Annotated in this window: 23 protein-coding genes; 12 read left to right on the top strand and 11 right to left on the bottom strand. The window is 71.3% G+C overall.

Annotated elements, in window-relative coordinates; translation table 11 throughout:
• Nucleotides 1–81 precede the first annotated feature (81 nt).
• Both ACGFW6_RS30695 and ACGFW6_RS30690 read right to left on the bottom strand, forming a co-directional pair.
• On the bottom strand, nt 82–837 hold the full coding sequence (locus tag ACGFW6_RS30695; RefSeq protein WP_393516932.1) for a decaprenylphospho-beta-D-erythro-pentofuranosid-2-ulose 2-reductase: 756 nt from the start codon (nt 835–837) through the stop codon (nt 82–84).
• Nucleotides 838–906: 69 nt separating this feature from the next.
• Entirely contained in the window at nt 907–2,262 is a 1,356-nt protein-coding gene (locus ACGFW6_RS30690) for an FAD-binding protein (protein ID WP_393516929.1), read from the bottom strand.
• A 133-nt stretch (nt 2,263–2,395) separates the two neighbouring features.
• On the opposite strand from ACGFW6_RS30690, the gene ACGFW6_RS30685 reads away from it, so the two are divergent.
• From ACGFW6_RS30685 to ACGFW6_RS30670, 4 genes are all read left to right on the top strand, one after another.
• Entirely contained in the window at nt 2,396–2,938 is a 543-nt protein-coding gene (locus ACGFW6_RS30685) for a phosphatase PAP2 family protein (RefSeq protein WP_393516926.1), read from the top strand.
• Between the two features lie 280 nt (nt 2,939–3,218).
• Nucleotides 3,219–4,178, top strand: a complete 960-nt coding sequence (locus ACGFW6_RS30680; RefSeq protein WP_393517120.1) for a decaprenyl-phosphate phosphoribosyltransferase — start codon at nt 3,219–3,221, stop codon at nt 4,176–4,178.
• On the top strand, nt 4,172–4,651 hold the full coding sequence (locus tag ACGFW6_RS30675; protein WP_393516924.1) for a GtrA family protein: 480 nt from the start codon (nt 4,172–4,174) through the stop codon (nt 4,649–4,651). Before ACGFW6_RS30680 ends, ACGFW6_RS30675 begins: the two co-directional genes overlap by 7 nt.
• A complete protein-coding gene (locus ACGFW6_RS30670; RefSeq protein ID WP_393516921.1) occupies nt 4,639–5,706 on the top strand; it encodes a YihY/virulence factor BrkB family protein in 1,068 nt (355 codons plus the stop codon). Before ACGFW6_RS30675 ends, ACGFW6_RS30670 begins: the two co-directional genes overlap by 13 nt.
• Here the strand turns inward: ACGFW6_RS30670 and ACGFW6_RS30665 are convergent.
• The gene (locus ACGFW6_RS30665) at nt 5,654–6,937 is read right to left on the bottom strand and encodes a D-alanyl-D-alanine carboxypeptidase family protein (RefSeq protein WP_393516918.1); all 1,284 of its coding nucleotides are present in this window, start codon (nt 6,935–6,937) and stop codon (nt 5,654–5,656) included. The genes ACGFW6_RS30670 and ACGFW6_RS30665 overlap by 53 nt on opposite strands.
• Nucleotides 6,938–7,028: 91 nt before the next feature.
• Here ACGFW6_RS30665 and ACGFW6_RS30660 point away from each other — a divergent pair, with 91 nt between their 5' ends.
• The 4 genes from ACGFW6_RS30660 (at nt 7,029) to ACGFW6_RS30645 (ending at nt 11,152) form a co-directional block, all read left to right on the top strand.
• The gene (locus ACGFW6_RS30660) at nt 7,029–7,268 is read left to right on the top strand and encodes an SCO4848 family membrane protein (RefSeq protein WP_062702372.1); all 240 of its coding nucleotides are present in this window, start codon (nt 7,029–7,031) and stop codon (nt 7,266–7,268) included.
• A gap of 57 nt (nt 7,269–7,325) precedes the next feature.
• Complete coding sequence (locus ACGFW6_RS30655; RefSeq protein WP_393516914.1) at nt 7,326–8,732, top strand: metallophosphoesterase; 1,407 nt, start codon at nt 7,326–7,328, stop codon at nt 8,730–8,732.
• A gap of 329 nt (nt 8,733–9,061) precedes the next feature.
• Nucleotides 9,062–10,618 carry an ABC transporter substrate-binding protein gene (locus ACGFW6_RS30650; RefSeq protein WP_393516911.1) on the top strand — a complete coding sequence of 519 codons (1,557 nt, stop codon included), beginning with the start codon at nt 9,062–9,064 and terminating at the stop codon, nt 10,616–10,618.
• Between the two features lie 96 nt (nt 10,619–10,714).
• The gene (locus tag ACGFW6_RS30645) at nt 10,715–11,152 is read left to right on the top strand and encodes an ATP-binding protein (protein ID WP_393516908.1); all 438 of its coding nucleotides are present in this window, start codon (nt 10,715–10,717) and stop codon (nt 11,150–11,152) included.
• A 15-nt stretch (nt 11,153–11,167) separates the two neighbouring features.
• On the opposite strand, the gene ACGFW6_RS30640 is transcribed toward ACGFW6_RS30645, so the two are convergent.
• Both ACGFW6_RS30640 and ACGFW6_RS30635 read right to left on the bottom strand, forming a co-directional pair.
• The gene (locus ACGFW6_RS30640) at nt 11,168–12,640 is read right to left on the bottom strand and encodes a sensor histidine kinase (protein ID WP_393516905.1); all 1,473 of its coding nucleotides are present in this window, start codon (nt 12,638–12,640) and stop codon (nt 11,168–11,170) included.
• Nucleotides 12,637–13,362: a response regulator transcription factor gene (locus tag ACGFW6_RS30635; protein WP_393516902.1), complete on the bottom strand. Its 726-nt coding sequence runs from the start codon at nt 13,360–13,362 to the stop codon at nt 12,637–12,639. Before ACGFW6_RS30635 ends, ACGFW6_RS30640 begins: the two co-directional genes overlap by 4 nt.
• Nucleotides 13,363–13,525: 163 nt before the next feature.
• On the opposite strand from ACGFW6_RS30635, the gene ACGFW6_RS30630 reads away from it, so the two are divergent.
• Nucleotides 13,526–15,937, top strand: a complete 2,412-nt coding sequence (locus ACGFW6_RS30630) for an MMPL family transporter (RefSeq protein WP_393517117.1) — start codon at nt 13,526–13,528, stop codon at nt 15,935–15,937.
• Between the two features lie 18 nt (nt 15,938–15,955).
• Here the strand turns inward: ACGFW6_RS30630 and ACGFW6_RS30625 are convergent, their stop codons facing one another.
• The 5 genes from ACGFW6_RS30625 to ACGFW6_RS30605 all read right to left on the bottom strand — a co-directional run bounded on the left by ACGFW6_RS30625 (nt 15,956) and on the right by ACGFW6_RS30605 (nt 19,450).
• On the bottom strand, nt 15,956–16,744 hold the full coding sequence (locus tag ACGFW6_RS30625) for a TetR/AcrR family transcriptional regulator (RefSeq protein WP_393516900.1): 789 nt from the start codon (nt 16,742–16,744) through the stop codon (nt 15,956–15,958).
• A gap of 37 nt (nt 16,745–16,781) precedes the next feature.
• Nucleotides 16,782–17,807: a trypsin-like serine peptidase gene (locus ACGFW6_RS30620; RefSeq protein WP_393516897.1), complete on the bottom strand. Its 1,026-nt coding sequence runs from the start codon at nt 17,805–17,807 to the stop codon at nt 16,782–16,784.
• A gap of 142 nt (nt 17,808–17,949) precedes the next feature.
• On the bottom strand, nt 17,950–18,501 hold the full coding sequence (locus ACGFW6_RS30615) for a thiol-disulfide oxidoreductase DCC family protein (protein ID WP_393516894.1): 552 nt from the start codon (nt 18,499–18,501) through the stop codon (nt 17,950–17,952).
• 12 nt (nt 18,502–18,513) lie between these two features.
• On the bottom strand, nt 18,514–18,921 hold the full coding sequence (locus tag ACGFW6_RS30610) for a hypothetical protein (RefSeq protein WP_030957280.1): 408 nt from the start codon (nt 18,919–18,921) through the stop codon (nt 18,514–18,516).
• A gap of 118 nt (nt 18,922–19,039) precedes the next feature.
• Nucleotides 19,040–19,450, bottom strand: coding sequence for a VOC family protein (locus ACGFW6_RS30605; protein WP_393516891.1), 411 nt, complete (start codon nt 19,448–19,450; stop codon nt 19,040–19,042).
• Nucleotides 19,451–19,518: 68 nt separating this feature from the next.
• Between ACGFW6_RS30605 and ACGFW6_RS30600 the strand changes: the two genes are divergently transcribed.
• The 3 genes from ACGFW6_RS30600 to ACGFW6_RS30590 all read left to right on the top strand — a co-directional run bounded on the left by ACGFW6_RS30600 (nt 19,519) and on the right by ACGFW6_RS30590 (nt 23,449).
• Complete coding sequence (locus tag ACGFW6_RS30600; protein WP_393516888.1) at nt 19,519–19,911, top strand: hypothetical protein; 393 nt, start codon at nt 19,519–19,521, stop codon at nt 19,909–19,911.
• The gene (locus ACGFW6_RS30595; protein WP_393516885.1) at nt 19,911–22,400 is read left to right on the top strand and encodes a DUF4132 domain-containing protein; all 2,490 of its coding nucleotides are present in this window, start codon (nt 19,911–19,913) and stop codon (nt 22,398–22,400) included. Before ACGFW6_RS30600 ends, ACGFW6_RS30595 begins: the two co-directional genes overlap by 1 nt.
• Before the next feature lie 104 nt (nt 22,401–22,504).
• Nucleotides 22,505–23,449 carry a hypothetical protein gene (locus ACGFW6_RS30590; RefSeq protein WP_393516882.1) on the top strand — a complete coding sequence of 315 codons (945 nt, stop codon included), beginning with the start codon at nt 22,505–22,507 and terminating at the stop codon, nt 23,447–23,449.
• Here ACGFW6_RS30590 and ACGFW6_RS30585 read toward each other — a convergent pair.
• The gene (locus ACGFW6_RS30585) at nt 23,446–23,634 is read right to left on the bottom strand and encodes a hypothetical protein (protein ID WP_393516879.1); all 189 of its coding nucleotides are present in this window, start codon (nt 23,632–23,634) and stop codon (nt 23,446–23,448) included. The two genes, ACGFW6_RS30590 and ACGFW6_RS30585, sit on opposite strands and share 4 nt — an antisense overlap.
• Nucleotides 23,635–23,744: the final 110 nt, after the last annotated feature.

The following is a 23,744-nucleotide window of genomic DNA, read 5'->3' as shown; positions in this document are numbered from 1 at the left end:
GGTGTGTCGATACGGCGTTCCCTGCGCCCCACGCGGCGCTGTCGAGCGTCGTCGTACCGCACTCGTCGGCCGCCTTTGGACCTACAGCGGCAGGCGGCGGAACACCGAGCGCGGGGCGTGGCGTAGTGCTGACATCACCAGCCTGAGCGCGCCCGGTACCCAGACCGTCTCCGAGCGGCGGCGCAGGCCCAGCTCGATGGCTGTCGCGACCGCTTCCGGGGTGGTCGCGAGTGGCGACTCCTCCAGGCCGGCGGTCATCTTCGAGCGTACGAATCCGGGGCGTACGACCATGACGTGGACGCCGGTGCCGTGCAGGGCGTCGCCCAGGCCCTGGGTGAAGGTGTCGAGGCCGGCCTTGCTGGAGCCGTAGATGAAGTTGGCGCGGCGCGCCCGCTCGCCGGCGACGGACGACAGGACGACCAGCGAGCCGTGGCCCTGGGACTGGAGCGCGGCCGCGCTGACCAGGGCCGCTGACACGGCGCCCGTGTAGTTGGTCTGCGCGACCCGCACCGCGTTCAGCGGCTCGCGCTCGTCGCGGGCCTGGTCGCCGAGGATCCCGAAGGCGAGCAGCACCATGTCGATGTCGCCCTCCGCGAAGACCTTGCCGAGCACCGTCTCGTGGGACTCGGGATCGAGCGCGTCGAAGGCCACCGTCCGTACCTCGGCGCCCAGGGCGCGCAGATCGGCCGCGGACTGCTCGAGGGCGGGTGAGGGGCGGCCCGCCAGCCACACCGTGCGGGTCCGGCGCGCGACCAGGCGGCGCGCGGTGGCCAGCGCGATCTCGGACGTACCGCCGAGGACGAGCAGGGACTGGGGGATGCCGAAGGCGTCCTTCACGACAGCTCCTAGAGATCGAGGGTCCGGGGGAGGGGCAGGGGCGGTCTGGGGTCCGGGAGGCCGGGAGGTCTACAGGCCGAGGCGGCGGGCCAGGTCCGAGACGAAGACCCCGCGCGGGTCGATCTCGGCGCGCAGGGCGCGGAACTCGTCCAGGCGCGGGTACATCGCGGCGAGCAGGTCGGGCCGCAGCCGGGAGTCCTTGGCGAGGTAGACCCGTCCGCCGGCCGAGGCGACGTCCTCGTCCAGCGTGTCCAGGAGGGTGCCGAGCCCGGGCAGGCCGGCCGGGAGGTCCAGGGCGAGCGTCCAGCCGGGCACCGGGAAGGAGAGCCAGCCGGGATCGGCGTCCCCGAAGCGCTTGAGGACCGCCAGGAAGGCCGGGCAGCGGTGCTCGCAGAGGCGCCGCACGATGCCGCGCAGGGTCTCCTCATGGCCGTGCCCGACGACGAACTGGTACTGCACGAAGCCGCCCCGGCCGTAGATCCGGTTCCAGTGGGGCACGCCGTCCAGGGGATGGAAGAACCGGGCGAGCGTATGGAGTTCGCCGGTACGCGCGCGTGGCGCCCTGCGGTACCAGAGCTCGTTGAACCAGCCCACGGTACGGCGGCTCAGCAGGCCCTCCGGGAGGACGGCGGGCGGTGCGGGCAGGCGGACCGGGCGGAAGGCGAGCGGCTGCCTACGCGCGCGTGTGCCCTCGCGCAGCGCTTCCAGGGGTGCGTGGTCGCCACGGCTGAGCACTCCGCGGCCCATCGCCGGGCCGCGTGCCAGCAGGTCGATCCAGGCGACCGAGTAGCGGTAGTGGTCGTCGGTGGCGGACAGGCGTGCCAGCAGGTCGTCGAGGTCGCGCGCGCGTTCGGTGTCGACCGACATCAGCGAGGTCGACACCGGCTGGAGCTGGATCGTCGCGGTGAGGATCACGCCGGTCAGGCCCATGCCGCCGGTGGTCGCGTGGAACAGGGGCGTGTCGCGGGCGACGGCGCGGACCTCGCCGTCGGCGGTGAGGAGTTCCATCGACAGCACGTGGCGCGAGAAGGAGCCCGAGACATGGTGGTTCTTGCCGTGGATGTCGGCCCCGATCGCGCCGCCGACCGTCACGTAGCGGGTGCCGGGTGTCACCGGGACGAACCAGCCGAGCGGGAGCAGCACCTCCATCAGCCGGTGCAGGGAGACCCCGGCGTCGCACAGCACGATGCCGCTGTCGGCGTCGATCGCGTGCACCCGGTCCAGGCCGGTCATGTCCAGGACCATGCCCCCGGCGTTCTGCGCCGCGTCCCCGTACGCCCGCCCCAGGCCCCTCGGGATGCTTCCGCGGGCCCCGCAGTCCCGGACTGCCGTCGCGGCCTCCTGGTACGTCCTGGGGCGGACCAGGCGGGCGTTGGTGGGGGCGGTGCGGCCCCATCCCGAGACGGACACGGTGTCGGCAGGCATGTCGGCGACCGTAGCGTCCGTATGAGGGCGATCAGTTATGAAACATTCAGCCTCTCCCCAAAATGGGTGATTAATGGGATGTCGCCCAATATTGTCGTAATTCCGGCTCGGTGGGCGTGAACAGTGAGTCCGCATGGACCACTTCGACGACATGGACCACCGAAGCCTCAGGGGCGTGGACCGACGGATCCTTTCGGCGGTCCACGCCCGCGGTCGTGACCCACGTGTCGCCGGCGCCGCGCGCACTCTGTCCCGGGCGGGCGAGCACGGCGCGTTGTGGCTGGCGGCGGGCCTCGCCGGGGCCGTCGCGGACGGTCGGCGCCGCGGCGCCTGGGCGCGCGGCACAGCGCTCACCGCGGGCGCGCACCTCGTCAGCATGGGGGTGAAAAGGGTGGTGCGCCGTCCGCGCCCGGCGCATGTCGAACCCCGCGTGCACACTCTGGGCCGGCACTCCTTCCCCAGCTCCCACGCGGCCTCCGCCACCGCCGCGGCGGTCGCCTTCGGCGCGCTCGGCGCGTACGCGATCGCGCCGCTGGCCACCGCGATGTGCCTGTCGCGCCTGGTCGTCGGCGTGCACTACCCCTCCGACGTGGCGGCGGGCGCGGTGCTGGGCGCACTCACCGCGCGCGTCGGAGCGAACTGGATGCGGAGAGGGAGCGGGCGCGCCCATGCGTGAGACGGCGCACCCGACCAGTGCCGCGCCCATGCCGGGGACGCCGCGCCCGACGAGCCCCGCGCCCGTCAGTGATCCGGCGCGCCCGACGAGCGCCGCGCCCCTGCCCGAGGCGGCGCATCAGACGAGCCCCGCGCGCATCCGCGACACGGCGCACCTGCCCAGTGCCGCGCGCATCCGCGACACAGCGCACCCGACCGGTGCCGCGCGTATCCGGGAAACGGACCTCCCGACGAGTGCCGCGCGTATCCGGGAAACGGACCTCCCGACGAGTGCCGCGCGAATCCGGGAAACGGCGCTCCACCAACAGCGCACGCCCCCGCGTCGCGTCTCACCACCACCGGCCCGCGAACCCGGCCCCGGCCCGCTGCTGCGCGGTCTCGTCAGGACCGCTCGCCCCAAGCAGTGGGTCAAGAACGTCCTGGTCATCGCCGCCCCGGCCGCCGCGGGCCGGCTCTTCTCCACTTACGCGGCGATCCAACTCGCCCTCGTCTTCACGCTCTTCACGGCCTGTGCCGCCGCCGTGTACCTGATCAACGACGCCCGAGACGCCGACGCGGACCGCGCCCACCCGACCAAGCGGCACCGTCCGGTCGCCGCCGGCCAGGTCCCCGTACCGGTCGCGTACGCCGTCGGGGGCGTCCTCGGCGTCCTCGCACCGGCCGCCGCGGTCTGGCTGACCTCGCCCCTCGTCGCGGCCCTGCTCATCGCCTACCTCGGCATGCAACTGGCGTACTGCGTCAGCCTCAAGCACGTCCTGGTCGTCGACCTCGCCGTCGTCACCACGGGGTTCCTGATGCGGGCGATGACCGGCGGGCTCGCGCTCGGCATCCCGCTGTCGCGATGGTTCCTGATCACGACCGGCTTCGGGGCGCTGTTCATGGTGTCGGCCAAGCGCTACTCCGAGGCCGTGCAGATGGAGGGGAAAGCGGGCGCCACGCGCGCGCTGCTCACCGAGTACACCGCCGGATACCTGCGCTTCGTCTGGCAGTTGGCGGCCGGCGTCGCCGTTCTCGGCTACTGCCTGTGGGCCCTGGAGAAGGGCGGCGACCCGCACACCGGACTGCTGCCCTGGCGCCAGCTGTCCATGGTCGCCTTCATCCTCGCGATCCTGCGCTACGCCGTGTTCGCCGACCGCGGCACCGCGGGCGAACCGGAGGAGGTCGTCCTGCGCGACCGCGCGCTCGCCGTCATCGGAGTGGTGTGGCTGACGATGTACGGCCTGGCGGTGGCCAATTGGTAGACACGCGCGCGTGTCCGAGGCCCGACGGCGCCACGGGACCCACCGGTCCCAGAGCCACCCGCCAGGAAGTCCTCGCGTTCGCCGCGGTGGGGCTCCTCGCCTACGCCGTCGACCTGGCCCTCTTCACCTGCCTCCGCGGCCCCGCCGCCCTGGACCCCCTCACGGCGAAAGCCGTCTCCTTCGTCGCCGGCTGCTCCGTCGCGTACGCCGGGAACGCGCGTGGCACGTACCGCCACACCCACCGCCGGGGCCCGCGCCCCTACGCCCTCTTCGTCGCGGTGAACGCCGCCGGAGCGGTCGTACAGCTGCTGTGCCTCACCGTGAGTCACTACGGCCTCGGGTTCACCTCCCAGCCGGCCGACACCGTCTCGGGAGCGGGAATCGGCATGGCGCTGGCTACAGTCCTGCGGTTTTGGGGCACACGGACATTGGTCTTCCCTGCGGAGGGCAGAGACGGATCATGGACTGGCTGAAGAGACTTCCCGTCGTCGGGTCCGCGGTGACCCGGCTGATGGGTACGCACGCGTGGCGCTCGTACGAGCGCATGGACCGGGTGAAGTGGACACGGCTGGCCGCCGCGATGACCTTCACCAGCTTCATCGCCCTGTTCCCGCTGCTCACGCTGGCCGCGGCGATCGCCGCCGCGACGCTCAGCCAGGAGCAGCAGGACAAGCTCGAGGACAAGCTCGCCGACCAGGTGCCCGGCATCGCCGACCAGCTCAACATCAGTGGTCTGGTCGAGAACGCCGGCACGGTCGGACTCATCGCGGGCGCCCTCCTGCTGTTCACCGGTATCGGCTGGGTCACCTCGATGCGCGAGTGCCTGCGCGCGGTGTGGGAGCTGCCCGACCCCGAGGAGAACCCCGTCCTGGGCAAGGTCAAGGACGCGGGCATCCTGGTCGGCTTCGGCGGTGCCGTGCTCGTGACGATCGCGGCGTCCACCGTCGCCTCCGCCCTGGTCGGCTGGATCACCCGGCAGCTCGGCATCGACGAGGGCGGCTGGGGCGGGGTCCTGCTGCAGATCGCCGCGTTCCTGGTCGCCGTGCTCGCGAACTTCCTGCTGCTGCTCTACGTCCTGACCCTGCTGCCCGGCGTCGAACCGCCTCGCCGCCGGCTGATCGTGGCCGCGCTGATCGGCGCGATCGGGTTCGAACTGCTGAAGCTGCTGCTCAGCGGTTATATGCAGGGCGTCGCCACGAAGAGCATGTACGGCGCGTTCGGCGTGCCGGTCGCCCTGCTGCTGTGGATCAACTTCACCGCGAAGCTGGTGGTGTTCTGCGCCGCCTGGACGGCGACGGGGCACAAGGAGACCGAGGCCGCGGAGGAGGACGGGTCGGCCGCGGCGGAGGACGGGTCGGCCGCCGAGGAGAGCGGGTCGGTCGAGTCGCAGGACGTGGCGGGCCGGCCCGGGCACGCGGCCGAGGACTCGGCGGCCGCAACCAGGGGCTCGGCCGCCGGACCCGCGAAACCGGGTGTCAGGAGCGGCCCCGACGGCGCACCAGGTCGGGCAGCGGCCAGCGGCGGTTGATCAGGAACGCGCCCGCCGCGAGCAGCACCAGCGCCCCGCCGGTGATCCCGAGCGCCACCCCGATGCCGGTCGAACCGCTCGCGGCCGAGGCACCCACCGCCGACTTCGAGGACTTCTTGCCGTCCCCGGTGCCACCGGCCTCGCCGGAGTCGTTCGCACCCGGCTGCGCGCTGGCCTGCGCCGCGCTCTTCGGCGGCACGAGCTCACCCACCGGCTGCACCTTCCCGGCCGCCTTGAAGCCCCAGTCGAAGAGGCGCGCGGTCTCCTTGTAGACCTCGTTGTGCTCGCTTTTCTCCGGGTTCATGACCGTGACGAGCAGCACCTTGCCGTTCCGCTCGGCCACGCCCGTGAACGTGGCGCCCGCGTTGGTGGTGTTGCCGTTCTTCACACCCGCGATGCCCTGGTACACGGGGATGTCGCTGTCCCCGGCCAGCAGCCGGTTGGTGTTCTGGATCTCGAAGGACTCCCGGACGGACTTGCCCTTCTTCTTCGTCGTCGAGCCGGGGAACTTCGCGGTGACCGTCGAGCAGTACTCGCGGAAGTCCTTCTTCTGGAGCCCGGAGCGGGCGATCAGGGTCAGGTCGTACGCCGAGGAGACCTGGTTCGGGGCGTCGTAGCCGTCGGGGGACACGGCGGTCGTGTCGAGGGCCTGGAGCTCCTCGGCGTGCTCGTTCATCTCCCGCACGGTGTTGTCGATTCCGCCGTTCATCTTCGACAGCACGTGCACGGCGTCGTTGCCGGAGCGAAGGAAGACCCCGAGCCACAGGTCGTGGACGCTGTAGGTCTCGCCCTCCTTTATCCCGACCATGCTGGAGCCGGATCCGACGTCCGCGAGGTCGGACGGCACGACCTTGTGCTCGACGCTCTTGGGGAACTTCGGCAGCACCGTGTCGGCGAAGAGCATCTTCATGGTGCTCGCGGGCGGGAGCCGCCAGTGCGCGTTGTGCGCGGCGAGCACGTCGCCGGACTCGGCGTCGGCGATCACCCAGGAGCGCGCGGTGAGGTCCTTGGGCAGTACGGGGACACCGCTCGCGAGGTTCACCTGCGTGCCGGCCTGCCCCAGCCGCTCGCCGCCCACGGTCGACATGTCCGCCGGGGGCGTGGCCGACGGGCTCGTGCTCGGTGACGGCTTGGGGGCCGCGTGGGAGAGGGGCGTGGTCAGCGCGAGGGACGACACGACGGCGGAAGCGACCAGCAGGGCGCGCCTGGCGGTCTTCTTGGGTGCGGGCACGACGGAGAACGTACATGCCGTTGCCATGGAAGTCCCGCTTCTGTCCCCACCCCGCCCGGAGGACCCGACACGCGGCGTTGATACTGAACTCATGAAGCTCAGCCGCCCGGTCTCCTGGTTCCTGCTCGCCTTCGGGGTGTGGAGCTGGGTCATCTGGGTCACTTTCGTCAAAAATTTGATCAAGGACAGCAGCGGGCTGGCGTTCGACGACGGCCACCCGACGGCGTACTTCTGGGTGCACTTGCTGCTCGCCGTCGTCTCCTTCGTATTGGGGACGGTCGTCGGCGTCATTGGGTTGCGTGGAGTGCGGGCACTGCGCCGGACGTCATAGGAACTCGGCCAGGGCTCGGGACGTTCACTCGTCACGCAAGGGAAAGGGAACGTCCGCGTGGTCATCGTCTTCGCGCTCGTCGCGCTGCTCGTGCTGTCCGTCCTGGTGGCGGGCAACTGGTGGATGTGGCGTCGCCTGTTCCGCGACACGACCCGCGCTCCCGGCCTCGTGCGCCGCGCGGGCGTGGTGGTGATCGCCGGCGGCTGGGCGCTGACGATCGGCGCCCTGGTCGCCGAGCGCACGGGCGCGCCCTTCTGGCTCCAGCAGGTCCTGGCCTGGCCGGGTTTCCTGTGGCTGGCTCTGGCGATGTACCTGACGCTGGCGATCCTGGTCGGTGAGGTCGTACGGCCACTGCTGCGGCGATGGCTCGAAAGACGCGCGCGCGGGCGGGAGGCCGCACCGGAACCGCGGCCCGAGCCGGTGCCCGCCGGAGTGGCGACGGCCACATCGCCCGCCGGAGCGACGGCGGTCACAGCGCCCGCAGGAGCGGCGACGGCCACGACGCCGGCCGCCGAGCCGGCGCAGGGGCAGCCCCTCACTCCCGCGTCCGGCGCGACTACGGCCGGCCCGGCGGACCCGCCGCCGCCGTCGGCCACCGGCCCCAGCGCGGCCTCCGCGACCCCGCCCGACCCGGCCGCCCCCACCCGACGCCTCTTCGTCTCCCGGGTCATCGCCGGTACGGCCGCCGCGGTCGCCGTGGGGACCGTCGGCTACGGCACCTACGGCGTTCTGCGGGGCCCGCGGGTCAAGCGCGTCACCGTCCCGCTGGCCAAGCTCCCGCGCGCGGCGCACGGTTACCGGATCGCGGTCGTCAGCGACATCCATCTGGGCCCGGTCCTGGGCCGGGGCTTCGCCCAGAAGGTCGTCGACACCATCAACGGCACCCAGCCCGACCTCATCGCCGTCGTGGGCGACCTGGTGGACGGCAGCGTGAAGGACCTCGGCCCGGCGGCGGCCCCGCTCGCCGGGCTCCGGGCGCGGCACGGCGCGTATTTCGTCACCGGCAACCACGAGTACTTCTCGGGCGCCGAGCAGTGGGTCGAGGAGGTCCGCCGCCTGGGGCTGCGCCCGCTGGAGAACGCCCGCACCGAGCTGCCCCACTTCGACCTGGCCGGCGTCAACGACGTCGCGGGGAAGAGCGAGGGGCAGGGTCCCGACTTCGCCAAGGCCCTCGACGACCGCGACAGGGCACGCGCGTGCGTGCTGCTCGCCCACCAGCCGGTCCAGATCCATGACGCCGTCGACCACGGCGTCGATCTCCAGCTCTCCGGCCACACCCACGGCGGCCAGCTGTGGCCCGGCAACCTCGTCGCGGGCCTGGCGAACCCGACGCTGGCCGGTCTGGAGCGGTACGGCGACACCCAGCTGTACGTCAGCCGCGGCGCGGGCGCCTGGGGTCCGCCCACGCGCGTGGGCGCCGAGTCGGACATCACGGTCATCGAGCTGGCGTCCCGTCAGGCCTGACGACCCGAACCGCCTGACGACCCGAACCGCCGGCCGGCACGAACCACCTGACGACCCGGACCACCTGACGACCCGAACCGCTCGTCGGCACGAACCGCCGACCGGCCGGGAACGTCGCCCCGCCCGGCCGCCGCACCGCCACCCCTCACCCTGTGAACAGCCTGTGAAACCTGCCGGAAACGCTCGTAGGTAAGTTCTTTCTCATGTCGCCAGAATCCTCTTCCCCCTGATGAAACCCGTGTGATTAGGTGTGCGCGCCACTTAGGGGAGTGGCTCATTCCAAAAGCTCATGCGGGGGCCCTTCGAGGGCCTGGGGAGAGGGCACACCCATGCGTTCCATTCGCATGCGGATTCTCGCGACGCTGCTCGTGCTGGCGGCCGTGGGAGTGGGCGGCTGGCAGTTGCTGCCGTCGCAGCAGGACGACAGCAGGACCATCACGGTCGGCACGACGGACGGCGTCACATCGCTGGATCCGGCAGGCGCCTATGACGCCGGTTCCTGGGCGCTGTTCAGCAACGTCTTCCAGTCGTTGATGACGTTCGAGCCGGGCGGCGTGACACCCGTGCCCGACGCGGCACAGAGCTGCGGCTTCGAGGGCACCGATCTGCGCACCTACCGCTGCGAGCTGCGCGAGGGGCTCACCTTCCCGAGCGGGCGCGCCATGACCGCGCAGGACGTCAAGTACTCCTTCGACCGGGTCAAGCGGATCAAGTCGGACGTCGGCCCGTCCTCGCTGCTGGACACGCTCGGATCGGTGAGCGCGAGCGGCCGGAGGGTCACCTTCCATCTGTCGTCGCCCGACGCCACGTTCCCGCTGAAGGTGGCCACCGGTGCGGGCGCGATCGTGGACCGCGAGAAGTATCAGGCCGGCAAGCTGCGCTCCGACAACGGTGTCGACGGCACCGGCCCGTACATCCTGACCGGGTACACGAAGGACAAGCAGGCCGTCCTCGCTCCCAACACGCACTACAAGGGAGCGATCAGCGGCACCGGCCGCCCGGTCGAACTGCGGTACTACGGCGACGGCGAGGCGCTGGAGAAGGCATGGAAGGGCAAGCAGGTCGACGTCGCCACGCGCACGCTGCCGCCCGCGGTGCTCGCCGGTCTGAACGCCTCCGACCCGGGTCAGCGTGTCTCCGAGGCCGACAGCTCCGAGATCCGCAACCTCTACTTCAACACCCGTAAGTCCTCGCCCCTGCACGACGTGCGGGTCCGGCAGGCCATGGCCTGGCTGATCGACCGCGAGAGGCTCGCCGCGACCGTGTACCAGGGGACCGTCGACCCGCTGTACTCGCTGATCCCGACCGGCATCACCGGCCACACCACGTCGTTCTTCGACGCCTATCCCGAGCTGAACAAGGCAAAGGCACGCGCCCTGCTCACCGACGCCGGCGTCGGCCTGCCCGTCCGCTTCACCTACGGCTACGCCACCGGGCGCGGTTCCGGGGCCGAGGAGGCCGCGGAGATCAAGCGGCAACTGGAGGCGACCGGCCTGTTCAAGGTGACGCTCAAGGGCTACGAGTGGACCGACTTCCAAAAGCGCTGGGCCGGCGGCAAGCTCGACGCCTACGCCGTCGGCTGGGTCGCCGACTTCCCCGACCCGGACACCTACGGGGGCCCGCTCGTCGGCACCAACGGCACCATGAGCACGGGATACAGCGACAAGGCCGTGGACGGACTGATCACCGCCAGCCAGCAGTACGCCGACCGCGGCGAGGCCACCAAGGACTTCCGCCAGCTCCAGGAGGCCGTCGCCCGCGACGTCCCGGTGATCCCGTTGTGGCAGGCCAAGGAGTACGTCGTCTCCAGCGAGGAGGTCGGCGGCGGCCAGTACCTCTCCGACGGCACCGGCGTCTTCCGCCTCTGGCGTCTCACCTGGATCTGACGCGATCTCGCCGTTCTGACCGTCCATGCGGTGGTGCAGCGGGGGTACCCGGCGCTGCACCATGTGAGGGAGGTGTGCGTGGGGTGAGGAGCAAACGTGTTGAGACGCAACGCCTTCCGGCTGCCACGGCATCCGGCGTCCGTGGGTCTCGCGCGGCGCCGGGTCCGGGACCATCTGGCCGACTGGGGGCACGAAGCGCGGGATCCGGCGCTGCAGGACGCGATGCTGCTCGTCTCCGAGCTGGCCACCAACGCCGTCCGGCACGGCCCGCCCCAGGGCTTCGCGGGCCGGGAGCACCCGCAGCCGGAGCGCGAGTTCGAGGTCGCGGTGACCGCGCTCGCCGACGGCTCCTGTCTGATCGAGGTGTCGGACGAGAGCCGGCTGGAGCCGCGGCTGCGGTCGGTGGGGGAGTGGGAGGAGGCCGGCCGTGGACTGCACCTGGTGGAGAACCTGGCCGCCGCGTGGGGGGTCTGGAGCCGGGGACGGCACGGCAAGACCGTGTGGGCACTGATCCTCGCCGACATGGGGCCGTGAGCGGCCGCCCGACGGTTACGACCGTGAAGCCGTGCCCGTCGCCAGGACCACTGTGACGGCCAGCCCCTCACCCGGCGCCGTCCGTACCGTGACCTCGCCGCCGTGCGCGTCCACCACGCCCTGCACGATCGCCATCCCCAGACCGCTGCCCGCGCCCCCGCCGGTCCGGAAGAACCGGTCGAAGATCCGCGCCGCGTCCTCCTCGTCCAGCCCCGGCCCCTTGTCCTCCACGCACAGCCGGACGACGCCGTCGGTCCGCTCCAGCCCCAGTCGTACCGGCACATCGGCGGGCGTGTGGGTGCGGACGTTGCTCAGCAGATTGCCCAGCACCTGGCGCAGCCCCGACTCGTCGGCGTGCACCAGCAGCGTGCCGTCGGCGTCGACCGTGATGGGCCGCTCGGGCTGCTGCACCCGCAGATCCTCCGCCGACTCGCGCACCAGCCGGCTCAGGTCGACGTTGCGGAAACGCAGTTCGGGCCGCTGGTCGAGGCGGGCGAGGGTGAGCAGTTCGTCGACGAGCCGGCCCATGCGGTCGACCTCGCCGTTCATCCGGTCCCAGACGCGCTTGCGCTCGGTGGGCTCCGGCAGCATCCCCCGGTCGTACAGCTGGAGATAGCCGCGTATCGCCGCCAGCGGGGTGCGCAGCTCGTGCGAGGCGTCGCCGACGAACCGGCGCAGCTGGGCCGCGCTGCGCTCGCGCGTGCGGTAGGCCGACTCCACCTGGTGCAGCATCGAGTTCAGGGCCACCCGCAGCTGCTCGACCTCCAGGGTCGGATCGCTGTTGGAGGGGATGCGCCGGGTCAGATCGCCCTCGGCTATCGCCGAGGAGGTCTCCACCATGTCCTCCAGCGGCCGCATCCGGCGGCGCACGCTGAACATGGTCAGACAGCCGAGCAGCGCCAGCAGCAGCGTGCCGACGGCCAGGTCCATCCGCAGGGCCTTGCCCATGCCCTCGTGCAGGCCCTCGGTCGGGACGGCGATCAGCACGATGGTGCCGTCCGACAGCTGCGTGCCGACCATGCGGTAGCGGTCGCCGTCCACCCGTACGTCCCGCGGGTCCTCGTCCGCCGCGAGGGCCACCGGGTCCTCCGCGGCTGCGGCCAGGGCGTGCTGGCGGGGTGTCGGCGTCAGCGGGCCCAGGGCCACCGGCCGCCCGGCGGAGTCGACGGCGACGTACACCATGCTCGGGCTCGGCAGCGGATCCGTGTCGCGCTCGCCGCCGTCGGTGAACTTGTCCAGCGCGACACCCAGTTCGCTCAGCGACTCGATCTGCCGCAGTGTGAACCCGGCGTGCCCCAGTGTGGTGCGCGCGCTCTTCAGCTCGGTGTCGACCTTGTCGAGCAGGTAGAACCGCGCGGTGACCAGACTGACGGCGGTCGCGACGACGATGCCGATGGCCAGCAGCGCCACGTTCGTCACGGTCAGCTTGCCGCGCAGGGAGTGGATCCCGCGACGGCGGCCGACGCGGGAGAGCCTCGGGAGCCTCATGCCAGGCCGTATCCGACACCGCGCCGCGTGGTGATCACCGGCGGCCCCAGGGCGTCCAGCTTGCGCCGCAGATAGCTGATGTAGGTCTCCACGACGGTCGACTCGGGCGGGGTGTGTTCGTACTGCCAGACATGGCGCAGGAGCTGCTCCTTGGGCACGATCCGGCCGCCGTTGCGCACCAGGAAGCGCAGCAGAGCGTACTCGGTGGGGGTGAGCTCGACGGTGCGGCCCGCGCGGCGCACCGAGTACGTCGTCTCGTCCAGCTCCAGATCGCCGTATCTGAGCGGCGGGCGCTGCGGCAGGACGTCGGTGGGGCGCGTGCGGCGCAGGACGGCCGTCAGCCGGGCGACGACCACGTCGACGTCGAACGGCTTGGTGATGTAGTCGTCGCCGAAGCCGAGGGCGCCGACGATCTCGGCGGGCGCGTCGCGTGCGGTGAGGAACACCAGCGCCAGGTCGGGGCGGCGTGCCCGCAGTTCGCGCCCGAGGGCGCGGCCGTCGCCGTCGGGGAGCATGATGTCGAGCAGCGCCGCGTCGATGGGGGTCCCCCCGCGCGAGCCGGTCCGAGCGTGGGGGAGGGTGCGCTCGAAGATGTTGAGCGCGTCACGGACGGTGCGCGCCGTCATGACCTCGAACCGGTGGTAGCGCAGGGCGATGGCGAGGACGTCCGCGATGGACTCCTCGTCCTCCACCACCAGCACCGTGCCTGAACCCGTCGTCATGCCCCCAGTATCGGCGGGCCCACTGACAACCGGGCCGGTTCAGCTTTGGAGTTCCTTGAGAGTCATGGCCTACGCATGCCCACGCGTGTGTGCCGCCGCCACTCTGTTGCCCAGGACCTGGGGGACCGACCGAACCGAATAAGGAGCGTTGAGCGTGGCGGCATTGGCACGGTGGTGCTATCGGCATCGGCTGGTGGTCCTGTTGCTGTGGTTGGGGGCACTGTTCGGCCTGGGCTCGGCGAGCGCCGGAGCGGGCACGAACTACGCGAACGTCTTCTCCCTCCCGGACACGGACTCGGCGACCGCGTACGACCTGATGGAGAAGGCCTTCCCGGAGCGTGCCGGCGACACCGACACGGTGGTGTGGAAGGTGGACGAGGGATCCGTACGGGACGAGTCCGTACGCTCCCGGATCGAGCCCGCCCTTCAGGAGATCGGGCGGATGACGGGCGTCGGCGAGGTCACCGACCCCTACGCGGCACAGGGGGCCGCGCAGATCAGCGAGGACGGCCGGATCGCCTACGCCCAGGTCACCTTCACCGAGCAGGCGAACGCCGTCCCCAAGGAGCTGATCGAGGACGTCGTCGACAAGGCGCGGGCCGCCGAGACCGACGGGCTCCAGGTCGAGCTGGGCGGTCAGGCCATCGCCCGCACCCAGGAGCCCCCGCAGGGCACCGCGGAGGCGGTCGGCATCCTCGCGGCCGCGGTCGTGCTGTTCCTCGCCTTCGGCTCGCTGTTCGCGATGCTCCTGCCGATCGTCGTGGCGATCGCCGGTGTCGGCACCGGCATGATCGCGACGATGCTGATGAGCCACGTCACGGACGTGCCCGAGGTGGCCCCGCTGCTCGGCTCGCTGATCGGCCTCGGCGTCGGCATCGACTACGCCCTGTTCATCGTCACCCGGCACCGGCGCGGCATCCTGCGCGGGATGAAGCCCGAGGAAGCGGCCGTGACCGCCCTCAACACCTCCGGGCGCGCGGTGCTGTTCGCGGGCGGCACCGTGTGCATCGCGCTCGCCGGCATGCTGGTGATGAACATGCGGTTCCTGGACGGCGTGGTCGTCGCGACCTCGCTGACCGTCGTGCTCAGCGTGCTGGCCGCGATCACCCTGCTGCCGGCCCTGCTCGGGCTGCTCGGGATGCGGGTGCTCAGCCGCCGGCAGCGGCGCCGGCTCGCCGCGGCGGGACCGGAGCCGGCCGAGGCGAGCGGGCTCGCGGCGCGCTGGTCGTCGTACGTCCAACGGCGTCCGCTGCCGGTCGCGGTGATGGCCGTCGTCGTGATGGCGGTCCTCGCGGTCCCCGTGCTGTCGCTGCGCCTGGGCGCCACCGACCAGGGCAACCACCAGGAGTCGACCACCACCCGGCAGGCCTACGACCTGCTCGCCGAGGGGTTCGGTCCCGGCTTCAACGGCCCGCTCCAGGTGGTCGTCGAGGGCGACGCCCCGACCGGCCTGGTCGACGGCATCAAGTCCACCGAGGGTGTCGCCCAGGTGGCCGCCGCGCCGCCCGCGGGCGGTGTCACCGTGATCCAGGTCGTGCCGACCACCTCACCGCAGTCCGAGCAGACGGACCGGCTGATCGACCGGCTGCGCGACGACGTGATCCCGCAGTCCGGGGCCGAGGCCCATGTCGGCGGTGTGACGGCCGTCTTCAAGGACTTCGCGTCGGTGACGGCGGACCGGCTGCCGTACTTCGTCGCGACGATCATCGCGCTCGGCTTCCTGCTGCTGATGGTGGCGTTCCGCTCCCTGGTGGTGCCGCTGACGGCCGCACTGATGAACCTCATCGCGGCGGCCGCGTCCTTCGGCGTGCTGGTGGCGATCTTCCAGTGGGGCTGGGGCACCGAGCTCATCGGCGTCGGCAAGGAGGGCCCGATCACGTCCTTCCTGCCGGTCATCATGCTGTCCCTGCTGTTCGGCCTCTCCATGGACTACCAGGTGTTCCTGGTGAGCCGGATGCACGAGGAGTGGGTGCACACGAAGGACAACGCGCGCGCGGTCCGCGTCGGCCTCGCGGAGACCAGCCGGGTCATCAACTCCGCCGCCCTGATCATGATCTGTGTGTTCAGCGCGTTCGTGCTGAGCGGCGACATGGAGGGCGCGATGGCCGGCATCGGCCTCGCCGCGGCCGTCGCCCTGGACGCCTTCATCCTGCGTACGGCCCTGGTGCCGGCCGCGATGCACATGCTCGGCAACGCCAACTGGTGGCTGCCGGACTGGCTGGAGAAGCGGCTGCCGCATCTGGCGGTCGAGCCCAGGGAGGACCCGGTGGCCGAGGAGCCCGAGCCGGTCGTCGCGGGCCGGACGTCGGTCGTGCACGGCTTCGTCCGCACCGCCGACGGGGCGCCCGTCGACGGCGCGGCGGTGACGCTGCTGACCAAGGGCGGACGTCAGCTGGACCGGGTGATGTCCCTGGCCGACGGCTCGTACATCGTGTCGGTGCCGGCGCCGGGCACGTATCTGCTGGCGACGTCCGCCGAGTCGTACGCGTCCCGGGCCGGGCAGGTCGTCGTGACGGAGGGGCCGCTCGTGTACGACGTCGAGCTGGCCGAGGGCGGCGTGGACGCGGTCAACTGACGTTCGCCGGAGACGGTTTCAGGGGCGCTCGTCCTCGGCGGGCGCCCCCTTGCCGGTGGCCTTGCGCTTGTCCGCCTTCTTCCCGGCCGGATCCGGGATGGCGTTCGTCATTCCCGGCAGGAAGTCCGTGAACAGCTCGTGCACCTCGCGCACCAGCGGGCGCAGCACCCGGAACCGGGCCAGCGAGACACCCCGCGCGGTCAGCTTGGCACCGCGCTCGGCGAGCCGGTAGCTGCGCTCGCGGCCCTCGGTCCGGTCGAAGATCCAGTACAGGACGAGTCCCATCTGGGAGAGCCACATCAGCTCCGGCAGGACGTCCCTGAGCTCGTCGGGCACCTTGGTCTTCGTGGCGCCCGCCAGCACCTCCCGGTGGATGGCGATGGCCTCCACGCGCGCGTGCTCCGACTCGGGGGAGAAGGGGCTGAGCGGGCTGTCGGGGTCGGCGGCGTTCTTGAAGAACTGCACCGCGAACTCGTGGTACGGCGTGGCGATGTCCAGCCACACCTTCAGAACGCCCGCGAGCCGTGCCTCCAGCTCCGTCTCGCGGGCCAGGACCTCCCGGACCGCCGCCCGGTGCTCGGCGGCGATCCGGTCGTAGAAGCCCTGGATCAGGTGTTCCTTGCCCTCGAAGTAGTAGTACGCGTTGCCGACGGAGACTCCGGCCTCCTGCGCGATGGCCCGCATCGTCGTCTTGTCGTAGCCGCGTTCCTGGAACAGCCGCATGGCCGTCTCCAGGATCAGGGCACGGGTCTGCTCGGACTTGCTGGGCGCGTCGCCCTGTTCAGGGCTGTCGTTCTTCGAGGACACGGAACGAGAGCCTAACGAGTGCGGTTTCGGCCGACGGTCAGGAGGTCTGCGCCGTCTGGTACAGGTTCTGGGCGTCCGCGCCGAAGTACGGGCCGTACATCCGGTTCGGCAGGAAGTTGTACTTGAAGCTGTTCACCGAGGACAGCAGGCCGGTGCCCGTGGACTCGTTGAACTGCGTGAACCAGGGGCCGCCGCTGGCGCCGCCGGTCATGTTGCAGTTCATGCCGTGGTCGTTCGACAGCAGGAAGTCCCGGCTGGTGCTGCCGCTGCAGTAGATGAACTTCTCGCCGTCGTACGGGGCGGCGGCCGGGAAGCCGAACGAGTACATGCGCAGGTTGTAGCCCGTGTTGAAGGCCAGCCCCTGTCCGCCGACGACGTCCGTGAGGAGCTTGCCGTCCAGCGGGGCGACGACGGCGGCGCCGACGTCGTAGTTAATGTCCTCGCTCGCCGTCCACTGCGGCGTGGACAGGGTCTTCGACGCGCTCCAGCGGCCGTAGGGGGCCTGTCCGTCGTGGTAGCCGGGCACGAAGACCCAGTTGGTGTGCCAGGCCCCCTCCAGCTTCACGCAGTGGCCGGCCGTGATCACGGTGCTCTTGTTGTTGCTGGTGACGGCGTTGCCGGAGCAGGACGCGGTGCGGCCCTGGTAGCTGAAGAACACGCGGCCGGCCGAGTTGACGACCGCGCCGCCGCCGGTCCACTGGCCACCGCCGTTCGGGAAGGCCATCAGGTCGACGCCCGCGGCCTTCGTGCCGAGGGCCGCGGCCGGTGCGGTGGGCGCGACCGTGGTCGCCCGCCCCTTCTGCGGTGCGGAGCCGCCTTCGAAGTGACCGTTGACGCTCACCAGGTCCAGCGGGGTCGCCTCCCGCATGCGCTCCGGTGTCCAGAAGTCGCGGGCCTGCTGCTGCGCTCCGGCCGAGACCTGGCTGACGGAGGTGGGGGTGTCGGGCCTCGGCGCGGCCCCCGCCGGTGTGGCGAGGGCGCCCGCGGTGAGCAGCGCGGTGACGCCGACCAGGGCGCCGAGAACGGGGCGGGGTATGCGGATGACGCGGGGTATGCCTCTCACGCGTACTCCTTCTGCGATGGGGGGACCGGGCGGCCAGGTGGCCGCCCGGCAACCGACAGTCGGTGCGGATGCGGAGTGGAGAACCGGGGGCAGCGTGCCAACCCGAGCGCGGTTTTGGAAGAGTGCATGCCAGAAACGGGCCTCAACGGGGGGCGGCGCACCTTCCGTCGGCGCACTCCGGAGGGTTGTACGTCCACCCCCAACTCGGGTCGTACGACCACCCGTCCCCCCGTCGGTAGGCCCGTCCGCCCCACTTGCCGGCGCCCTGCTGGGCGCCGCCCCACGTGCCGTCGCCGGGCTTCGTGCCGCCCCACTGCGATCCGCGCCACTTCGCGGCGGCGAGCACGGCCCCCTTGGCGAGCCGCGCCCCGGACGGGGTGCTGAGGCGATGCGCGAGTCCCCGGTGCTCGCGCAGCGCCCACAGTGTGACGATCCAGGCGGCACCGCCGCGGTAGACCTGTCCGGAGTCGCCGACGACGGTGATCTCGTCGAGCGTCGCTCCGTGGTCGAGGCCGGGGAAGCGCCGGCGGGCCTCGTCGGACCCGGCCGGCACCATCTCCAGCGGCACCAACTGCGGCTGCCGTACCAGCCAGTCGCGCAGGAAGGTGCACAGCGAGCACTGGGCGTCGTAGAGGACGGTGAGGCCGCGGACCGCGACCCCCGCCGCCCTGCCGCCCGTCGTGTCGGCCGTCATACCGGGCCCCGCTCAGGCCCCGGCCGACGGGGCGACCCAGTCCTGCGGTGCGACCGGGGGCACCTGCTCGCGCTCCATCACCCCGCGCCGCCGGATCTTGTTGAGCACGTAGACGTTGCCCAGGTGCATCACGCCGAGCACCAGCAGCACCACGCCGAGCTTGGTCGACAGGGCCTCGAAGATGCCGCGCGTGTCGAGGACGGTGTCGTCGTCGCTCAGATACAGGGCGACGAAGCCGAGGTTGACGAGGTAGAAGCCGACCACCAGCAGGTGGTTCACGGCGTCGGCGAGCTTCTCGTTCCCGCGCAGCACGTCGGCGAGGAAGATCCGCCCGTTGCGGCTGAGTGTGCGGGCCACCCAGATGGTCAGGGCGATGCTGACGACCAGGTAGATGATGTAGGCAATGACCGTGCGGTCCATGGCCTCCCCCTTCTTGAACGCGTTCAAAACGCTGACAGGGATGACTGTAGGCCCTGTCTTTGAACATGTTCAACTCAATAGGGGTGAGGTCTCCGTCACGCCGCCGCCCCGGCCGCCGTCACGGTCTGCGCCCGAGCTCCGGCCGTTTGCAGTAGTCCGTGAACCCCACGATGTTTCCCCAGGGGTCGGCGATCTCCACGGTCCAGCCGGTCGCCACCGAGAGGGGCGCGTCGATCGGTTCGACGCCGGCGTCGCGCAACGCCCGTGCCGCCGCCCGGGCGTCCGGCACCTCCAGCCACACGCGCGGGGACGGCCACGGCGGTGGACGGTGCCCCAGCGCCTCCTCCTGCCGCAGCAGCAGGCCCGGCGTCTCGCCACCGACCTTCAGCTGCGCGATCCCGGCCTCGTCGAGCCGGAACCCGACCGTGAACCCGGCCCGCTCGTAGAACCGGACGGCCTCGCCGAGGTCGCCGACCGGCAGCAGTACGTTGTCGAACCCGAGCAGTTCGTACGACTCGTCATCTGACATATCGTCAGGGTAAGGCGATGATCGGCCGGAATCGGTGATTGTCAGTGCCGGCTCGTACTGTCGGCGGCATGGGAATCGTGACGTTCGTCGACGAGACGACAAGCGGAAGCCGTGGCGACGGCTGGGGGCTGGAGATCGCCGAGGAGCGGCTCACGGTGCGTGAGCTGATCCGGCGCCGGGTGTTCCAGGAGGTCGCCGAGTACAACGCGCGCACGCCGGAGGTCTTCCAGGGCCTGGTGCAGCCGCGCGACGCCGAGCGCGTGCTGAACGGCTACGCGATGCGCACGGCCCGCCGCATCGATCCCGAGGCGCAGACCGAGCTGGCGCTGAAGGGCTTCGCGGGCAACGGCTTCCTCGTCCTCGTGGGGGGCCGTCAGATCACCGATCCCGACGAGGAGATCGAGCTCCCGCTCGGCACCGAGATCACCTTTCTCAAGCTCGTCGCACTGGTGGGTGGCTGATGGTCGCCCTGACGCCGGAGCACGCCCAGCGGGTCGGCGAGGCCCTCGCCCTGATCGAGGCCGAGGACGCCGAAGGGCTCGTCCCCGAACTGCTCGGGCTCTTCGAGTTGACCGACGGCAAGTGGCGCCGGGACGGCCACCAGGTCGCCGAAGCGGTCTACGCCGCCGACACCGCCTTCCAGGCGCGGCTCCTGCACGGCCTGGCCGCCCGGTACCACGAGCTGGAGCACGGCACGGTCGGGCGCCGCCACATCGTGGACCTGCTCAACAGCTTCCGGATGATGCGGGCCGCCGCCGAGGGGCAGCCGCCCGCCACACGCGCCGTGCTGATCGGCCTGCTCGCCGAGCAGGACGTGCACCACGACCCGAGCGGGCTGATCCGGCTCGCCGATCAGGAGTTCGCCGACGGACGGGCGCTGCCCGACGCGTTCGTCGCCGTGATCCGCCGCTCGTATCTGACCGTGTGGAACGGCAGGAAGCGCCTGGGTGACCTGGTCGCCCGGCTCGACGGACCTCCGGTGAACCCGGGCGAGGCATGGTCCGACCGGGCCCTCGCCGAGGCGGCCGAACTCGGCGAGGACTGGCGGCGCCTGCTCACCCACGCGGCCACCGCGACCAGCACCCGCCCGTCCGCGAAGTGGGACAGGACCGGCCGGGTCCTGATCGCGGCCCTCGACGCCGACGAGGTGCGCGAGCGGCTGCTGTCCTGGCTGCGGCTCGCGGGCAGGCCGCGCACCGGCCTCCTGCTCGAACCGCGCTACGGCCCGAATCCCAACGCCACCTTCGACCCGTACAACGCCGACGCGCTGCGCGGCCTCACCTGGCTGCTCTCCCTGCTGCCCGCGCACCCCGAGACCGCCCGCACCCTGGGCGCCCTCGTCGAGACCGCGCTGCGCAAGGTCGCGGGCCTAGGACCGGTGAACCCCAAGGTCGCCAACGCCGCGGTCATCGCGCTGGGCCGCATCGACGACGAGCCGGCCCTCGCCGAACTCGCCCGTCTGGCCACCCGTGTCACCTTCAAGGGCACGCTCAAGGTCCTCAACACCGCGCTGGACGCCCGCGCGGAGGCGAGGGGCCTGAGCCGGGAGGAGATCGAGGAACTGGCCGTACCGGGGTACGGCCTGACCGGGGCGGGCCGTGCCGAGCACCGGTTCGGCGAGGTCACGGCGCTGCTCGAAGTCCACGGCAGCAAAGCGGTGTTGAGCTGGCGCAACGCGGCCGGCAAGGCGGTCAGGAGCGTCCCCGCCGCCGTACGACGTGACCACGCCGACGAGCTCAAGGAGCTGAAGGCCGCGGTCAAGGACATCGACAGGATGCTCGCGGCGCAGAGCGAGCGCCTGGACCGCCAGTTCCTCTCGCGTCGGACCTGGCCGTACGCCGCCTGGCGCGAGCGCTACCTCGATCACCCCCTCGTCGGCACGCTCGCCCGCCGGCTGCTCTGGACGGTCGACGACACGACCGTCGGGTTCGCCGACGGCGAGCCGCGGACCCTGGCCGACGCACCGGTGACCGAGGGCTCCCGGGTCGCACTCTGGCATCCGGTCGGCCATGAGCCCGCCGAGGTCGTCGCCTGGCGGGACTGGCTGGAGCGGCACGGCATCACCCAGCCGTTCAAGCAGGCCCACCGCGAGGTGTACCTGCTGACCGACGCCGAGCGGGCGACGGGCACGTACTCCAACCGCTTCGCGGCGCACTTCCTTCGCCAGCACCAGTTCCACTCCCTCGCGGCGATCCGGGGCTGGCACAACAAGCTGCGCCTGGCCGTCGACGACGAGGCGCCGCCGGCCGTCCGGGAGCTGCCGCGGTGGGGGCTGCGCGCCGAGTACTGGATCACCGGGGACGACGGCGAGCACTACGAGGACATCACCGATTCCGGCAGCTTCCTGCGCCTGCGCACCGACCAGGTCCGTTTCTACCCGATCGACGCGCCGCAGAACTCGGCGCACTGCTGCGGCGGTGAGTACCGCATGTGGCTGCGCGGCGACACGACCCCGGTCGACCCGGTGCCCCTTTCCGACGTCCCGCCCCTGGTCCTGTCCGAAGTCCTGCGCGACGTCGACCTGTTCGTCGGCGTGGCGAGCGTCGGCAACGACCCGACCTGGCAGGACGGGGGCCCCGACGGCCGCTTCCGTGAGTACTGGACGTCGTACGGCTTCGGCGAACTGGGTGCGAGCGCCGAGACCCGCCGGGCCCTGCTCGAACGCCTCGTCCCGCGACTGGCCATCGCCGACCGCTGCACGATCGAGGGCCGCTTCCTGCACGTGAAGGGCGACCGCCACACGTACAAGATCCACCTCGGCTCGGGCAACATCCTCAGAACCCCGAACGACCAGTACGTCTGCATAGTCCCCAAGTCCAACCCGGCGACGCCGCAGCCGGGTTACCTCCCCTACGAGGGGGATCGGATGCTGGGGGTGATCCTGAGCAAGGCGATGCTGCTGGCCGCCGACACGAAGATCACGGACCCTACGATCCTGAGCCAGCTGTAGCCGACCGTCGCATATCGCAGGTGAAGCCCGACCTCTTCGCCGTCCCGTGGACACGGAGCCCCATACTGAACACCGCTTAGGGGCGTATGGGGAGGGCGGGCTTCGTGCGACGGGTGCTGTCGGTGCACTTCGCGCCGTGCGCGCTGTTCGTCACCGGGGTGCTCGCGTTGGTGCGGGCGGGGAGCTTTTCGGGGCGGAGCGACTGGGAAGTCGTCTGCCCGCAACGTCCTGCCGAGGCGCTTGGCGCGGTCACCGCGGTCGTGGTCTGCGCATCACTCCTGGGCCTGCTGCTGCAGCCGTTTCAGGTACGTGCGGTTCGCGCCCTGGAGGGGTACTGGGACCGATGGCCCCTCACCGCCAGGCTGGCGGGGCTGTTGGCCCGTGCGCAGCGCAAGCGGTGGCAAGCTCTTCGAAGGCGTACGCACGAGTCGGCGGGTGGCGAACGGGGCCTGAGGATGCGGGCCGATGCCCGCCGTCGCCTCGCCGCCCACCCTCCGTCCGATGTTCTGCTGCCCACCGCGCTGGGTAATGCTCTGCGGGCCGGGGAGATCAGTGCGGGGGAGCGGTACGGCCTGACGACGCTGACCTCGTGGCCGCGCATCTACCTTCAAGTGTCCGACCGTATGGCCGAGGCACTCGGTTCCGCCCGCGCCGTGCTCGACACCGCCGTGAACCTCTGCTGGTCCTTCCTGGCCCTCGGTGTCACTGGCGTCACAGCCCTGTACGACGAGCCGTCTGCATGGTGGCTGTGTGGTGCCGCGCTGCTCCTGGCCGCTGTCGCCTACAAGGGTGCTGTGACTGCTGCACAGACGTACTCGGGCCTGATGCACATCGTGTACGACCTGCATCGCTTCGATCTGCTTGATGCTCTGCACTATCCGCTGCCCGCGGACGGCAAGAGCGAGAAGGCGTTGTTCTCACAGGTGTCGGACCTATTCGCCAGGAGCGGGCATCCCGCGGGCCGATATGACCATGCCAGGAACCGGGGTCGGACGAGGCGCACGCCCGGAGGGGAGACCGCTGATGGTGAACGAGGGGCGGAGACCTAGCAGTCGTCCAGGATGGCCCGGATCTGGTCTCGGTAGGAGAGGATCTCCTCGTCGGTGCCGAGGGCGAGCAGGTCCGGGGGCATACACCTGAGCGGGCATCCTTGGACGTGCGGCACGTTGCCGGCCCCAGAACGGTGGATGTACGCCCTCAATCCGATCTCCCCCTGCTGCAGTGCGGCGTCCAAGGCGCCAGTGTCGAGGTGGCCGACGTGGATCTGGAACTCGGCCTCGCACGGGAGGTGCCTACAGGCGCTCCAGCCGGGTGGTTGTCCAGGAAGTGTCAGCTCGTAGGCGA

The organism is Streptomyces sp. Y7, from assembly GCF_043195415.1.
Lineage (GTDB): Bacteria > Actinomycetota > Actinomycetes > Streptomycetales > Streptomycetaceae > Streptomyces.
Note: the sequence above shows the minus strand (reverse complement) of the source record. Positions and strands in the feature narration are given on the sequence as shown.

Bases quoted from the DNA above. Each gene is read 5' to 3' on its own strand.
- ACGFW6_RS30690 (WP_393516929.1), bottom strand. From the start codon at position 2,262: ATGCCTGCCGACACCGTGTCCGTCTCGGGATGGGGCCGCACCGCCCCC.
- ACGFW6_RS30685 (WP_393516926.1), top strand. From the start codon at position 2,396: ATGGACCACTTCGACGACATGGACCACCGAAGCCTCAGGGGCGTGGAC.
- ACGFW6_RS30670 (WP_393516921.1), top strand. From the start codon at position 4,639: ATGGACTGGCTGAAGAGACTTCCCGTCGTCGGGTCCGCGGTGACCCGG.
- ACGFW6_RS30660 (WP_062702372.1), top strand. From the start codon at position 7,029: ATGAAGCTCAGCCGCCCGGTCTCCTGGTTCCTGCTCGCCTTCGGGGTG.
- ACGFW6_RS30650 (WP_393516911.1), top strand. From the start codon at position 9,062: ATGCGTTCCATTCGCATGCGGATTCTCGCGACGCTGCTCGTGCTGGCG.
- ACGFW6_RS30640 (WP_393516905.1), bottom strand. From the start codon at position 12,640: ATGAGGCTCCCGAGGCTCTCCCGCGTCGGCCGCCGTCGCGGGATCCAC.
- ACGFW6_RS30635 (WP_393516902.1), bottom strand. From the start codon at position 13,362: ATGACGACGGGTTCAGGCACGGTGCTGGTGGTGGAGGACGAGGAGTCC.
- ACGFW6_RS30615 (WP_393516894.1), bottom strand. From the start codon at position 18,501: ATGACGGCCGACACGACGGGCGGCAGGGCGGCGGGGGTCGCGGTCCGC.
- ACGFW6_RS30610 (WP_030957280.1), bottom strand. From the start codon at position 18,921: ATGGACCGCACGGTCATTGCCTACATCATCTACCTGGTCGTCAGCATC.
- ACGFW6_RS30605 (WP_393516891.1), bottom strand. From the start codon at position 19,450: ATGTCAGATGACGAGTCGTACGAACTGCTCGGGTTCGACAACGTACTG.
- ACGFW6_RS30600 (WP_393516888.1), top strand. From the start codon at position 19,519: ATGGGAATCGTGACGTTCGTCGACGAGACGACAAGCGGAAGCCGTGGC.
- ACGFW6_RS30595 (WP_393516885.1), top strand. From the start codon at position 19,911: ATGGTCGCCCTGACGCCGGAGCACGCCCAGCGGGTCGGCGAGGCCCTC.